Source organism: Nocardiopsis sp. iso_238 (genome assembly GCF_056173325.1).
The window spans coordinates 1,394,659-1,408,175 of the sequence record NZ_CM149668.1 but is presented as its reverse complement, the minus strand read 5'-3'; the positions used below and the strand labels follow the sequence as shown (position 1 = coordinate 1,408,175).

Annotated in this window: 12 protein-coding genes; 7 read left to right on the top strand and 5 right to left on the bottom strand. The window is 71.6% G+C overall.

The genetic code is table 11. From position 1 onward, the window contains the following. Nucleotides 1-31: 31 nt before the first annotated feature. The 3 genes from AC0VYL_RS06300 to argG all read right to left on the bottom strand — a co-directional run bounded on the left by AC0VYL_RS06300 (nt 32) and on the right by argG (nt 2,662). Nucleotides 32-463: a Fur family transcriptional regulator gene (locus tag AC0VYL_RS06300; protein WP_475460248.1), complete on the bottom strand. Its 432-nt coding sequence runs from the start codon at nt 461-463 to the stop codon at nt 32-34. A gap of 120 nt (nt 464-583) precedes the next feature. After that, complete coding sequence (locus tag AC0VYL_RS06295) at nt 584-1,087, bottom strand: HIT family protein (protein ID WP_475460246.1); 504 nt, start codon at nt 1,085-1,087, stop codon at nt 584-586. A 126-nt stretch (nt 1,088-1,213) separates the two neighbouring features. Continuing rightward, complete coding sequence (gene argG, locus AC0VYL_RS06290) at nt 1,214-2,662, bottom strand: argininosuccinate synthase (protein WP_475460244.1); 1,449 nt, start codon at nt 2,660-2,662, stop codon at nt 1,214-1,216. Nucleotides 2,663-2,833: 171 nt separating this feature from the next. Between argG and AC0VYL_RS06285 the strand changes: the two genes are divergently transcribed. Together AC0VYL_RS06285 and AC0VYL_RS06280 are read left to right on the top strand one after the other, a co-directional pair. After that, nucleotides 2,834-4,036: an anhydro-N-acetylmuramic acid kinase gene (locus AC0VYL_RS06285; protein WP_475482569.1), complete on the top strand. Its 1,203-nt coding sequence runs from the start codon at nt 2,834-2,836 to the stop codon at nt 4,034-4,036. Nucleotides 4,037-4,071: 35 nt separating this feature from the next. Further along, entirely contained in the window at nt 4,072-5,607 is a 1,536-nt protein-coding gene (locus tag AC0VYL_RS06280) for a sodium:solute symporter (RefSeq protein ID WP_475460240.1), read from the top strand. Between the two features lie 45 nt (nt 5,608-5,652). On the opposite strand, the gene AC0VYL_RS06275 is transcribed toward AC0VYL_RS06280, so the two are convergent. After that, on the bottom strand, nt 5,653-6,732 hold the full coding sequence (locus AC0VYL_RS06275) for an RNA ligase (ATP) (RefSeq protein WP_475482568.1): 1,080 nt from the start codon (nt 6,730-6,732) through the stop codon (nt 5,653-5,655). 148 nt (nt 6,733-6,880) lie between these two features. Continuing rightward, nucleotides 6,881-7,819 carry a TauD/TfdA dioxygenase family protein gene (locus tag AC0VYL_RS06270; RefSeq protein ID WP_475482567.1) on the bottom strand — a complete coding sequence of 313 codons (939 nt, stop codon included), beginning with the start codon at nt 7,817-7,819 and terminating at the stop codon, nt 6,881-6,883. A gap of 361 nt (nt 7,820-8,180) precedes the next feature. Between AC0VYL_RS06270 and AC0VYL_RS06265 the strand changes: the two genes are divergently transcribed. The 5 genes from AC0VYL_RS06265 (at nt 8,181) to AC0VYL_RS06245 (ending at nt 13,457) form a co-directional block, all read left to right on the top strand. Beyond that, nucleotides 8,181-9,176 carry an iron-siderophore ABC transporter substrate-binding protein gene (locus AC0VYL_RS06265; protein WP_475482566.1) on the top strand — a complete coding sequence of 332 codons (996 nt, stop codon included), beginning with the start codon at nt 8,181-8,183 and terminating at the stop codon, nt 9,174-9,176. A 190-nt stretch (nt 9,177-9,366) separates the two neighbouring features. Then, nucleotides 9,367-10,311 (top strand): GNAT family N-acetyltransferase, encoded by a 945-nt coding sequence (locus AC0VYL_RS06260; protein ID WP_475482565.1) that lies wholly within the window; start codon nt 9,367-9,369, stop codon nt 10,309-10,311. Nucleotides 10,312-10,439: 128 nt separating this feature from the next. Next, nucleotides 10,440-11,006, top strand: coding sequence for a type I-E CRISPR-associated protein Cas6/Cse3/CasE (locus AC0VYL_RS06255; protein ID WP_475460230.1), 567 nt, complete (start codon nt 10,440-10,442; stop codon nt 11,004-11,006). 227 nt (nt 11,007-11,233) lie between these two features. Next, nucleotides 11,234-12,871 (top strand): glycoside hydrolase family 10-like protein, encoded by a 1,638-nt coding sequence (locus AC0VYL_RS06250; protein WP_475482564.1) that lies wholly within the window; start codon nt 11,234-11,236, stop codon nt 12,869-12,871. A gap of 121 nt (nt 12,872-12,992) precedes the next feature. Further along, the gene (locus AC0VYL_RS06245) at nt 12,993-13,457 is read left to right on the top strand and encodes a hypothetical protein (protein ID WP_475482563.1); all 465 of its coding nucleotides are present in this window, start codon (nt 12,993-12,995) and stop codon (nt 13,455-13,457) included. Nucleotides 13,458-13,517 lie beyond the last annotated feature (60 nt).

Sequence of the window (13,517 nt, the reverse complement as noted above, 5' to 3'; positions counted from 1 at the left end):
CTTCCTTACGGGAAGAGGTGAACTTTGTGGTTCAGGAGCTCCGCGCGCCGTAGCACTCGGCGCACTGGCCCCAGTAGACGACCTCGGCCTCGTCGATCGAGAAGCCGTGGTCAGCGGACGCGGTCAGGCACGGCGCGTGGCCGACCGCACAGTCCACGTCCGCGATGGCGCCGCAGGACCTGCATACGACGTGGTGGTGGTTGTCCCCCACCCGTGTCTCGTAGCGGGCCACGGAGCCCTGTGGCTGGATACGTCTCACCAGGCCAGCGCCGGTCAGTGCCTTGAGCACGTCGTAGACGGCCTGGACGGACACCGCGCCGAGTTCCGCACGCACGTGGTCGATGATCGACTCCGTGTCCGCGTGTGGGTGCTCGTGCACGACGGAGAGGACAGCTAACCGCGGGCTCGTCACCCTCAGAGCGGACTCGCGCAGCATTTGCTCGAAATCCGAAGAGGTGGGCATAGCCTGGAGTCTGCCGCCTTTTCTGGAATTAGTCAAATGATGGACCTGATCCGCTGTAGCTCCCCCGGGGCAGCGAGAAGGCCCCCCTCCGGCGGAGAGGGGCCTGGTCACGGCGGCGGGTCAGGCCAGTCGGCCGCGGACCCGGATGGCGGTGCGGACCCGCTCGGCCCTCGCGGCGTACTCGGCGGGATCGACGACCAGCACGCCGTTCTCCGTCATGAGCGCGTGGTACTGCTGCTCCTCGTACGGAACCCCGGGCGGCAGGGCGGCGATGTGCCAGTGGAGGTGGCGGTTACCCTGTTGGCTGCCGAGGGAGAGCAGGTAGGTGCGCTCGGACTCGAACACGTCCTCGACGGCGAGCGCCACCTCGCGGACCACCAGCATGGTCCGGGTGTAGGCGTCCTCGTCGAGGTCCCGGACGACGTGTTCCACGTGCGCCTTCGGGGCCACCAGGGTGTGCCCGGGCAGGGTGGGGTGACGGCCGAGGAAGGCGATGTGGTCGTCGTCCTCGAAGAGCACGTCGTGCTCGAAGCCCGGTTCTCCGGACACCAGCGAGCAGACGAAACAGGGGCCGTTCCGGGTGCGCTCGGTGTAGGCCTCGATGTCCATGGGACGCCGCTCCACGCGGACCCTCCTTCCGTTGGGGGCGGGGAGGCTCAGGGTAGGCAACGGGGGACGCCCCGCCAGGTCCGGGCACACGTCCGCCCCGCACGGGAGGTCCCGTGCGGGGCGGAACGGCGTCGGTCTGACCTAGTCGGTACCGGCCTCCATGGCCGCGTAGTCGAGCAGGTCGTCCTCGGAGCCCTGACCGCGCGAGGCGATGGTCTCGGCGCCGCCCTCGGGCATCGCGCCGATCAGCCCGGTGGAGGCGGCCTGCGCGGCGCCGATCGAGGTCGAGGGCGTACTGTCCCCGACCATGCCCAGGGCCGCGTACTCCTCCAGCTTGGCGCGGGAGTCAGCGATGTCCAGGTTGCGCATGGTCAGCTGGCCGATGCGGTCGCTGGGGCCGAACGCGGAGTCCTCGGTGCGCTCCATGGACAGCTTGTCCGGGTGGTAGCTGAACGCCGCGCCGGTGGTGTCCATGATCGAGTAGTCGTCGCCGCGACGCAGACGCAGGGTCACCTCGCCGGTGACGGCGGTGCCGACCCAGCGCTGGAGGGCCTCGCGCTGCATGAGGGCCTGGGGCTCCAGCCAGCGGCCCTCGTACATGAGGCGGCCGAGGCGGCGGCCCTCGTTGTGGTAGGTGGCGAGGGTGTCCTCGTTGTGGATCGCGTTGACCAGGCGCTCGTAGGCGGCGAACAGCAGGGCCATGCCGGGGGCCTCGTAGATGCCCCGGCTCTTGGCCTCGATCACCCGGTTCTCGATCTGGTCGGACATGCCCATGCCGTGGCGGCCGCCGATGGAGTTGGCCTCCAGGACCAGTTCGACGGAGTTGGCGAAGGTCCGGCCGTTGATGGTGACGGGGCGGCCCTTCTCGAACCCGATCGTCACGTCCTCGGCGGCGATCTCGACCTCGGGGTCCCAGAAGCGGACGCCCATGATGGGGTCGACGATCTCGATGCCGGTGTCGAGGTGTTCGAGCGCCTTGGCCTCGTGGGTGGCACCCCAGATGTTGGCGTCGGTGGAGTAGGCCTTCTCGGTGCTGTCGCGGTAGGGCAGGTCCCGCTCCTGCAACCACTCGGACATCTCCTTGCGACCGCCGAGCTCGGTGACGAAGTGGGCGTCGAGCCACGGCTTGTAGATCCGCAGGGAGGGGTTGGCGAGCAGACCGTAGCGGTAGAACCGCTCGATGTCGTTGCCCTTGTAGGTGGAACCGTCGCCCCAGATCTGGACGCCGTCCTCCAGCATGGCGCGGACCAGCAGGGTGCCGGTCACGGCGCGGCCGATCGGGGTGGTGTTGAAGTAGACCCGACCGGCGGAGCGGATGTGGAACGCCCCGCAGGCGAGGGCGGCGAGCCCCTCCTCCACGAGGGCCTCGCGGCAGTCGACCAGGCGCCCGATCTCCGCGCCGTAGTCAGTGGCACGAGCCGGCACCGAGGCGATGTCGGGTTCGTCGTACTGGCCGATGTCGGCGGTGTAGGCGCAGGGGACAGCGCCCTTCTCGCGCATCCACGCGACCGCTACGGACGTGTCGAGGCCTCCGGAGAAGGCGATTCCGACACGTTCACCGACAGGCAGGGAAGTGAGCACCTTGGACATGCAAAAAGTATGCGCCTAAATGTATGAACATGCAAACTGGTGCCGTGACCACGCCCGCGTTCCCGGTCTGGCGGGGAAATCCGGACGGGACCGGTGACGCGGCGGGACGGGCGGGGTACCGTCCTCGGACGGGCTCCCAGCCCGCCCCCTGACCCCTGCCTCAGGAGCCGCATGATCGTCATCGGTGTGTCCTCCGGGACCTCGGCCGACGGGATCGACGTCGCCGCCGCCCGCCTCGACCTCGAGGACGGCGGCGCCCACGTCCGGCTCGTCCCCCTGGGGTTCGCCTCCACGCCCTACTCCGACACCCTCCGCGAGGCGATCCGCGGCGCCCTGCCGCCCGCCGCCACCACGATGGAGACCGTCTGCCAGCTGGACACCCGGATCGGCCAGGAGTTCGCGGCGGCGGCACGGAGCGGGATCGAGGAGTTCGCGGACGGCCGGGCCGACCTGGTCGCCTCCCACGGCCAGACCCTCTTCCACTGGGCGGAGGGCAACTCCGTGCTCGGCACCCTCCAACTCGGCCAGCCCGCCTGGATCGCGGAGGCCACCGGGCTTCCCGTGGTGTCGGACCTGCGGGTGGCGGACGTGGCCGCCGGAGGCCAGGGCGCACCGCTGGCGAGCACCCTGGACCTGCTGCTGCTCGGCGGTCGCGCCGAGCCCACCGCCGCGCTCAACCTCGGCGGCATCGCCAACGTGACGGTGGTCCGCGACGGACTGCCTCCCCGCGCCTTCGACACCGGTCCCGCCAACGCGCTGATCGACGCCGCCGTGCGCCTGGTCACGGACGGGCGGGCCGAACTCGACGCGGACGGCGCGCTGGCCCGGACCGGCCGCCCCGACCCCGAACTGCTGGAACGTCTGCTGGCCGAGCCCTACTACCGGCTGCCCGCACCCAAGACCACCGGACTGGAGCTGTTCGGCCCCGACCACCTGGACGCGGCGCTGACGTTCGCCGGGCGCGCCTCGGACGGGGGCCGGGTCTCCGACGGCGACCTGCTCGCCACCCTGGTGGAGCTCACCGCCGTCACCGTCGCGGACGCGCTGGAACCCTTCGGGGTGACCGAGGTGCTCGCCTCCGGTGGGGGCACCCGCAACCCCGTGCTGATGGAGCGGCTGGCCGCGCGCCTGTCCCCCGCGCGGCTGGACACCACGGAACGGGTCGGTCTGGACGGTGACGCCAAGGAGGCGTACCTGTTCGCGCTGATCGGGTTCCTGAGCTGGCACGGCCTGGCAGGGTCCGTACCGGACTGCACGGGCGCCCGTCGGGCCCCGGTGGCCGGACGCCTCACCCCGGGCATCCGACCGCTGCGTCTGCCCGAGCCCGCGCCCACCGCCCCGCGCCGTCTGTACGTGGAGGCGCCCGGCGCCTGAGCCGGCCCCGCCCCAGGAACCCCCAGGAGGACGCAGTGCAGACCATCGACCTCGTCGTCATCGCGGTGTACCTGCTGGCCTCGGCCTGGCTGGGACTGCGCCTGTCCGGGCGCCAGCGCGACGTCAGGGACTACTTCATCGGCAACCGGCAGCTGCCCTGGTGGGCGGTGTGCCTGTCGGTGGTGGCCACCGAGACCAGCGCCCTGACCGTGATCAGCGTCCCCGGGGTGGCCTACCTCGGCAACGTCACCTTCCTCCAGGTGGCGATCGGCTACCTGATCGGGCGGGTGGTCGTGGCCTTCCTGCTGCTCCCCCGCTACTACCGGGGCGAGATGACCACCGCCTACGCGTACCTGGGGCTCCGGTTCGGGCGGGGCATGCAGGCCACCGCCTCGGTCACGTTCCTGTTCACCCGGCTGCTCGCGGACGGGGTGCGGCTGTTCGCGGCGGCCATCCCCATGAAGATCGTCCTGGACTCGCTCGGGCTGGACACCTCGTACTTCGTGATCGTGGCGGTCCTGGGCGTGGTCACGATCCTCTACACCCTGGTGGGCGGGATCAGGGCCGTGGTCTGGGTGGACGTGCTCCAGATGGGCGTGTACGTGGTGGGCGGCGTGGTCACGCTGGCCGTCATCGCCTCCAGCCTGGACGTGAACTTCCTCGCGGCGGCGGCCGACGCCGGGAAGACCCAGTTCCTGGACCTCACCTCGAACCCGGTCTCGGCGCCCTACGCCACGGTCACGGCCCTGGTGGGCGGCGCCCTGCTGTCCACGGCCTCACACGGGGCCGACCAGATCGTCGTGCAGCGCCTGTTGGGCTGCCGAAGCCTGCGGGACGCCCAGAAGGCCGTGATCGTCAGCGGAGTGGTGGTGTTCCTCCAGTTCGCGCTGTTCCTGACCGTGGGCCTGGCGCTGTACTCGTACTTCGAGGCGGCCTCGGTGGCGGAGCTCGGGCTCCGCACCTCCGACGAGCTCTTCCCGGTGTTCATCGTCGAGGGCCTGCCCACGGGGCTGGCGGGCCTGTTGCTCGCGGGGATCATGGCGGCGGCGATGAGCACGCTCTCCTCGTCGCTGTCGGCGCTGTCCTCCTCGACCATGGCCGACCTGTACCAGCAGTTCTCCCGGCGGAGCCTGCCCGACGCCCAGGCGCTGCGGCTGAGCCGACTGTTCACCCTCGGCTGGGGGCTGGTGTTCGTCGGGGTGGCGGCGTTCTTCACCGGCACCGACAACCCGGTGGTCGAACTCGGGCTGTCCGTGGCGAGCCTGACCTACGGCGGCCTGCTGGGCGCCTTCCTCCTGGGGCTGTGGGTGCGCCGGGCACGGCAGACCGACGCGATCCTGGCCTTCGCCGTGGCGGTGGCGACCATGTCCTGGCTGTTCCTCTTCCAGCCGGGGCTGATCGGGTTCACCTGGTACACGGCGATCGGGACGGGCATCGTGCTGGGGCTCGGCTACCTGCTGTCGCGCCGCCACCCGGACGACGCCCCCTCGGCGGACGCCGGGGCGCCCGACACTCCCGGGGAGTCCACCGCGCCCGTCGCCCGGGAGGAGGGCCCGAGCCCCGCCGCGTGAGTCCGCGTGCCACGGGACGGCCGCTGGGGCGCGGCCGTCCCCCGGCTACTCGAACTCGGTGCCTCCCCGGCGGGTCAGGTAGGCGTCGGAGACGAACTTGGCGACCGCCCGGCCGCCCAGGACCTCCGAGTAGCGGTCCAGGGCGGGCCGTACGACCACGCCCTCACGCAGGTGGAGGTCGGACCCGCTCCAGGTCTCCGTTCCGCTCGCGGCGTCGAACAGCGCGGACTCCTCGTAGGGTCCCTCGTACACCACCGGTATCGGGGGCAGGTCCACCTCCGCGAGCAGGGCGGGCAGGTCGGCGGCGTCGATCCACCGGCGTTCTCCGTCCACGTCCAGGCGGACGTCGAACACCGCGTAGCCGGGCCGCTCGCCGCGGCCGGACTCGCCGTACGCGAGGTCCTGCACCCCGGCGCCGAACACCTCTCCGAACACACCCACCCGGTCGGCTCCGAAGCGCTCCGCGAGGGCGCGCGCGGCCTTGCCGACGCCGTACGTGATCACGGCCCTCCAGTAGAGGTTGGCCTCCGAGCGCACCAGCGCCAGGCTCCTCGCCCCCTGACCCTTGGAGGAGACGTACTCCTCCCCGGATCCGGCGACCAGGGTGTACAGGCAGGCCGTGCCGTGGATCTTCTCCGTGGCAACGACCGGTTCCCCGGGCTCGAACACGTCGGGGTGGCGCTTGATGTTCTCGACCTCGATCCACCGCAGCAGATCGGGGGCGGGCGCCATGTCGCCGCTCATGTGCAGCGGAACCTCGGGCACCCACTTGGTGACGCCGAGCTCGCCCGCGAGGTCGGTCCCGGCCTCGTGATCGGCCGCGAGGTCGCGGTCGGCCAGCGCCGAGGGGCGGCAGACGATGCCCTGGGAGACCTCGCCCCGCAGCCGGACGGGCCGCACGCGGTTCCTCTTCGCGCCCGCGAGCCTGCCGGTCAGTCCGAGCTCGTCGACGAGCCCCTCGGGCAGGACGGCGTTCTCCGGGATGTAGACCGCCCAGTCCCCGGTGCGGTAGGCACCCTTGGCGACGACCGCGCGGAAGAGCCCCACCTGGGCCAGCTCCAGCGCGTCGGCGTTGGGGTGGGGAAGGATCGTGAGTCGCTCGGCGGTGACCCGGAGGGTGGACATGTCGCTCCTCGGACGCGGGGGTTCGGGCGTGGGTGCCCGCTGTCCGAGCCAGTGTGTCCGAGGCCCCACTGGGCCACAACGCCTTTTCCGTGGGCCCTCCGGGGTGAGCGGGCCCCCGGCCCCGGGGCGGGGGCGGGGGCCGCGGGGATCAGAAGGGGCGGTCCCCGACGATCGCGACGCGCTCGGCCACGCGCGGGTGCGGGTGGTAGTCGTTCACCGCGTAGTGCTGGGTGGCGCGGTTGTCCCAGAACGCGACCGAGTTCCGCTCCCACCGGAACCGCACCTGGTACTCGGGGGTGTGTGCCTGCTGGAAGAGGTAGCGCAGCAGTTCGTCGCTCTCCGCCTTCTCCATCCCGACGATGCGCGTGGTGAAGGAGACGTTCACGAACAGGGTGCGGCGGCCGGTCTCGGGGTGGACGCGCACCACGGGGTGCTCGACCGGCGGGAAGCGGTCCTGCCACTCCAGCAGGCGGTCCTCGTCCAGGAACCGGACGAACCCGGGGATCACGTCGTGCACGGCGGTGCGCCCCTCGATGCGCTCCTTCACGTCGTCGGGCAGGTTGTCGTACGCGGCGGCCATGTCGGCCCACATGGTGTCGCCGCCCATCGGCGGGACCTCGACCAGGCGCAGGATGGCGCCGAGGGCGGGCGCCTCGCGCCAGGTGACGTCGGTGTGCCAGACGTTCTCGTAGCTGGGCGGGGCCTCACCCTTGGCGAACCGGGCGACGTGCGCGTCGTCGCCCCGCTCGATGAACGGGTTGGTCTCCAGGTCGCCCCACAGGCGGGCGATCTCCTGCTGGCGGGCGGAGTCGATGGGCTGGTCGCGGAAGAAGATCACCTTGAACTCCAGGAGCGCGCGGTTGAGCTCGTCGCGCAGCTCGTCACCGATCTCGTCCCGGAGGTCGATCCCGTGGATCTCGGCTCCGATGAGCGCCCCGAGCGGCCGGACCTCGAACAGTTCGTAGGGGCGGGAGACGGCGCCCTCGGGGAGTCGGCGCAACGTGCGCGGCCCCTCGACCAGGGCGGTGTCCACTGCGGAGCTCTCCCGGAGGGTCCGGACGGCCTCGGGAGCGGCGGTCGGGGTCATGTTTCCTGCCTTTCTGGTCGGAAATAACGACAAAACGGATCGGGAACGATCACGCTGGGTGATCAGGGACTGGTCAGCACCTACCCGCGGAAGGTGGAATCGACGCACCGGCGTCACGGGCCACGGGGGCCCGGAGGGTCAGCAGTGCGGAGGGGAACCCAGACGGCCACGGCGCTGGATCAGACCCGGCGTTCCGCGACGGGCCCGCGCGGACCGGCGGGCGGTCGGGCGACTCGGCAAGGGGGTTCCCATAGGAGCGAGGGTGAGGCACCGGGGTCGCCCTGTCAACCACCCCGAACCGTCACAAGGGTGACCAGCAGGGATAAGATAGGCGTGCCTAACCTTAGCCGAACGGAGTCTCATGTCCCCCGGTCCCGCCCCGCGCACGCTCGCGTGCGCCCTGGTCCTCCTCCTGCCCCTCACCGCGTGCGGGACCGCTGACGACGCCCCCGGGAACGACGCCGCGTCCCAGGCCGAGGACGGAGCCTTCCCGGTGACCGTCGAGCACGAGTTCGGCAGCACCACCATCGAGGAGGAGCCCACCCGCGTGGTCACCCTCGGTGTCACCGACGCCGACGCCGTCCTGGCCCTGGGCCTCGTGCCGGTCGGCAACACCGGCTACACGTTCTACGAGTCCGGTCTCGGCCCGTGGACCGACGAGCTGGTCGGCGACGCGGAACTGACCCGGATCGACTCGGACTCCGAGCCCAACATCGAGCAGGTGGCCAGCCTCGAACCCGACCTCATCATCGGTGTCTCCGCCGGGTTCGACGACAGCACCTACGAGACGCTCTCCCAGATCGCGCCCGTGGTCGCCCGGCCGGAGGGGGTCGCCGCCTACACCGTGCCCCGCGACGAGGCCACGGAGACCATCGCCACCGCGCTCGGGCGTCCCGAGGAGGGTGCCGCCCTCAACACGGCCACCGACGAGCTCTTCGAGCGGGCCCGCGCCGACCACCCCGAGTTCGAGGGCCTCGACGGAACCGCCGTCCTGCCCTACGACGGCAAGTACGGCGCCTACCTTCCCGGCGACGCCCGCGGCCGGTTCCTCACCTCGCTGGGCTTCACCATCCCCGAGGCGATCAGCGAGCGGGACACCGGGGACGGCTTCTTCGTGGAGCTGTCCACCGAGCGGGTGGACCTGCTCGACGGCGACCTCCTGCTGGTGATGAGCGACGACGAGGACTTCGACATCACCGAGGGGGCCAGCGTGTTCGAGTCCCTGGACGTGGTGCGTGAGGACGCCGTCGTCACCACCTCCCTGCACGAGCGCGGCGCGGTCACCTACAACTCGGTGCTGTCCGTCCCCTACGCGCTGGAACACCTGGCTCCGCGCATCGGTGACGCCCTCTCCTAGAGCCGCCGGTCAATTCGCGTGCGGCACGGCGCCGGGTCCGGTAGGAAGGGGGCCCGGCACCGTGCCGGAAGCACACGAAGGAAAGGGAGGGACAACGCGATGAACGTTCCCGACGCCCCCACCGCGCCCGAGTCCCACCGACCGGCGGAGCACCGCTGACCCCTCGGGCGCCCTCCCACCGGAGTGTGCAGTGACCACCGAACACGACCGCCTCACCCTGCGCCCGATCACCGGGCGCGCGGAGCTGGACCTCTTCAACCGGCTCCCCTACACCCTCAACCACGAGCTCTCCGACGACCTCGGCGCCGGTCGGCGCCGCCCCGAGTGGATGTGGGTCGCCCTGCGCGGCGACCGCCTCGTCGCCCGGGCCGCCTGGTGGGCGTCCCAGGAGGACGACACCCCCTTCCTGCTGGACGTCCTCGACGTCGACGACGCCGCCGCCGACCGCGTGGACGCCCTGGAACGGCTGCTGCGCGCCGCCCTCCCCCGGGTCCTGCCGCCCGGCACGGTCCCGCCGGACCACGTCCGCCACGTGCCCGCCGACTGGGCCGCGCGTGCGGAGACCGCCCGTCCGGTCCGGGAGCGGTTGACCGCCCTGGAGCGGTCCGGGGCCCGCCTCTTCGTGGAGCGGCTGCGGCTGGAGTGGCTTCCCGGGACCCCGATCGCGCCGCCGGGCGGACGCCTGTCGTTCCGTCGGCCCCGGGACAGTGAGGAGCTGCTGGGCCTGATGGCCCGGGTCCTGGAGGGCACCCTCGACGCGCACAGCCGCGAGAACCTGTCCCGGAACACACCGCGCGCGGAGGCCGAGCGCCACTTCGCGGAGGAGATGGGCCGGTACACCAGCCCCCGGGACTGGTGGCGGATCGCGACCCTGCCCGACGGCGCGCCCGTCGGGTTCGTCACGCCCGGCCGCAACCACTACAACCCGGTGATCGGCTACGTGGCGGTCCTGCCGGAGCACCGGGGCCACGGGTACGTGGACGACCTCCTGGCCGAGGGGACCCGTGTCCTGGCCGACCTGGGCGTTCCCCGGATCAGGGCCGCGACCGACGTGGGCAACACCCCGATGGCGGGGGCGTTCCGGCGGGCCGGGTACACCGACTTCGAGCACGCCCTGCACTCGACCTGGGCCTGACCTCCGAGGGGTCGGGCCGCCCGGTCCGTCCCTGGGCTGACCAGGCGCCCACCCCTCGTAGGCTGAGGTCCACGGCGCGGTCCCGCGCCCGCACACCGCCGCCACGGCACGACCCGGATCGGATCTCCTTGTACCTGTCCCGCATCAGCCTCGACCCCAAGCGCAGCGCCGGAATGGACCAGTGGGCGGTGATGGGCCGCGCCGTGCGCCGGGCCCTGGACCCCTCCGCCGAGACCGACGCCCGGATGCTCTGGGTGCGCCTGTCCCCCACCATGCTGGTGGTCAGCTCCGACACCGCTCCCGCCTGGGGCAAGGTCCCCGGCGCGGTCTCGGCGTCGATCCAGCCGATGACCCGGCACGTGGAGGGTGAGACCGTCCGTTGGGAGCTGGTCACCGCGCCGACCGCGCAGCGCGAGGTGGCCCCCGCCGAGGAGGGCGGGAAGCCGCGCAGCAAGAAGGTCGCGCTGCCGGAGGAGGAGTTCGAGGCGTGGCTGGACCTCAAGCTGGGTGAGGCGCTCCAGGTGACGTCGGCGCAGTGGAAGCGCCTCGGCGGCCGACCCGCGCGCCACCACTTCACCGGCGAGGCCGTGGTCCGGGACAGCGAGGCGCTCCAGGACCTGGCGCTGCACGGCGTCGGCGGGGGCACCGCCACCGGCGCCGGGCTCCTCCTCACCTCGCCGCTGGAGGCTCCCTAGCCGCAGGGGCACACGGGGTGGAAAACCCACCAAGACGGGATTTTCACGAAAAAACTCTCATTTCACCTATCTGTCGCAACCTCGCGTAGGAGTGTTGCAATCGGCGGACAAATCATGAAGGTTTTCTCCTAAGCCCGAGCTGACCGTCGCACACGGGCACCCGCAGGAGCGCCCGACGGGGGCGCCCCGCGGCCCCGGCCGTGCGGCGCAGGCCTGAAGGAGCAACCTTGGCGTACCCGAACCGGAACCGACCGTCCAGACACCACGAGGCCTCGGCTCCGTTCCCCCGCACCGCCGCACCACGCCCCCGGACCGCGTTCCTCGCGGGAGCCCTCGCCACGGCACTGACCGCGGCGCTGTTCCACGCTCCGCAGGCCGCGGCCGCACCGGAACCGGTGAACCGACAGCCCTGCGAGACCGACCCCGAGGCCCCGCCCAAGCACCAGATGCGGGCCGAGTGGATCGCCGGGGTGCAGAACATCGACTGGCCCACCGAGCAGGGTCAGAGCCCGGAACAGCAGCAGGCCGACCTGACCGACCTGTACGACGAGGCCGTCGACAACGGGCTCAACGCCGTGTTCGTGCAGATCAGACCGACCGCCGACGCCTTCTGGCCGTCGCCGTACGAACCCTGGTCCGAGTGGCTCACCGGTGAGCAGGGCGGCGACCCGGGGTACGACCCGCTGGAGTTCGCGGTCGAGGAGGCGCACGCCCGCAACCTGGAGTTCCACGCCTGGTACAACCCGTACCGCGTGGCCATGCACGACGACCCGAACGCCCTGGTCGAGGACCACCCGGCCCGCCAGAACCCCGACTGGGTGTTCGAGTACGGCGGGAAGCTGTACTACGACCCGGGCATCCCCGAGGCACGCGAGTTCGTGATCGAGGCGATGATGCACTCGGTCGAGAACTACGACCTCGACGGCGTGCACTTCGACGACTACTTCTACCCGTACCCGGTCTCCGGCGAGGAGATCCCGGACGCGGCCACCTACGCCGAGCACGGTGCGGGGTTCGACGACATCGCTGACTGGCGGCGGAACAACGTCGACCTCATGGTTCAGGGCATGAGCGAGGCGGTGAACTCCGTCAAGCCGTACGTGAAGTTCGGCATCAGCCCCTTCGGTATCTGGCGCAACGCCAGCACCGACCCGAACGGCTCGGACACCAACGGCTCGCAGTCCTACGACAACCAGTTCGCGGACAGCCGCAAGTGGGTGCTGGAGGGCTGGCTCGACTACATCAACCCGCAGGTCTACTGGGAGATCGGGCTGCCCGTCGCGGACTACGCCGCCCTGGTCCCCTGGTGGGAGGAGGTCGCGGAGGGCACCGGCACCCACCTGTACATCGGTCAGGCCGCCTACAAGGTCGGCAACGCGGGCGCCTGGCAGGACCCGAACGAGCTCTCCTCGCACCTGGACTTCAACCGAGACCACCCCGGAGTCCAGGGGGACGTCTACTTCAGCGCCACCTCACTGCGCACCAACGCGAGGGAGGCCATGGGGATCCTCGTCGAGGACCACTACTCCAGCCCGGCGCTGGTCCCGGTCAAGGAGGACCTCGGCGGGACCGTCCCGGCCCCGCCCAAGGTGACCGCGAACGGCGGGGACACCCTGGAGATCGCGCCCGGACCGGGCGAGGCGCCCGCGTACTACGCGGTGTACGCCTTCGACGGCAAGCCCGTCCGAGGGCAGGCGCCGTGCGGGATCGAGGACCCGCGCAACCTGCTCGGCACCGTACGCGCGGGCGACGACGGCACCGCGGTCTACGCGGTTCCCGAGTCCGCCGACACCACGTACCACGTGACCGCCGTGCACCGGCTGCACCACGAGAGCCGCGCCAGCAAACCGGCGTACCTGCCCTAGCGACGACCGAGGGGCCCGGCACCGACCCGTGCCGGGCCCCTCGCGTGTGCGGCGCGACCTCCCGGAACGGTGCGCGCGACCCGATCACGTACCCCATCGGGGTAAGGGTATGCTGGCGCACATGTCGCCGTCGGAACCGAGCAGCCGCGCGGGACTCGCCTGGACGCGGGTCCTGCTGATCGCCGCGCTGCTCATCGGGTTCTCGGCCATGCACACCCTGGGCCACCTCCAGCACGAGGCGCACGCCTCGACCACCGCGGTCCAGTCGGCCCAGCCCACACAGGCCCCGCACGCGGATTCCCTGTACGCCGCGACGGACGACCACGGCACGCTCGAACGCGTCGCCGCGAGCGTCTCCCCCGCACCCTCCGCGAGCGTGTCGGACCTTCCCGAACTGGACCCGACCTCAGTCTGCCTCACCCTCGGATCCTTCGTGGTCGTGTTGCTGGGGATCGCCGCCGTCGCCTTCACGCGCTGGCCCGGGGCACCGGCCGAACCCGTGGCCCCGTTCCGCAGCGCTCCCCTGCCGCCCTTCCCCACCCCCGACGAACCCTCGCTGGCCCGCCTCCAGGTGCTGCGCGTCTAGATGCCCGCGCGGACCCGGCACGCCCGTGTCGGCTCCGCGCCCACGCGCCACCGACGGCCG

Bases quoted from the DNA above. Each gene is read 5' to 3' on its own strand.
- argG (WP_475460244.1), bottom strand. From the start codon at position 2,662: ATGTCCAAGGTGCTCACTTCCCTGCCTGTCGGTGAACGTGTCGGAATC.
- AC0VYL_RS06300 (WP_475460248.1), bottom strand. From the start codon at position 463: ATGCCCACCTCTTCGGATTTCGAGCAAATGCTGCGCGAGTCCGCTCTG.
- AC0VYL_RS06245 (WP_475482563.1), top strand. From the start codon at position 12,993: ATGTCGCCGTCGGAACCGAGCAGCCGCGCGGGACTCGCCTGGACGCGG.
- AC0VYL_RS06265 (WP_475482566.1), top strand. From the start codon at position 8,181: ATGTCCCCCGGTCCCGCCCCGCGCACGCTCGCGTGCGCCCTGGTCCTC.
- AC0VYL_RS06275 (WP_475482568.1), bottom strand. From the start codon at position 6,732: ATGTCCACCCTCCGGGTCACCGCCGAGCGACTCACGATCCTTCCCCAC.
- AC0VYL_RS06270 (WP_475482567.1), bottom strand. From the start codon at position 7,819: ATGACCCCGACCGCCGCTCCCGAGGCCGTCCGGACCCTCCGGGAGAGC.
- AC0VYL_RS06285 (WP_475482569.1), top strand. From the start codon at position 2,834: ATGATCGTCATCGGTGTGTCCTCCGGGACCTCGGCCGACGGGATCGAC.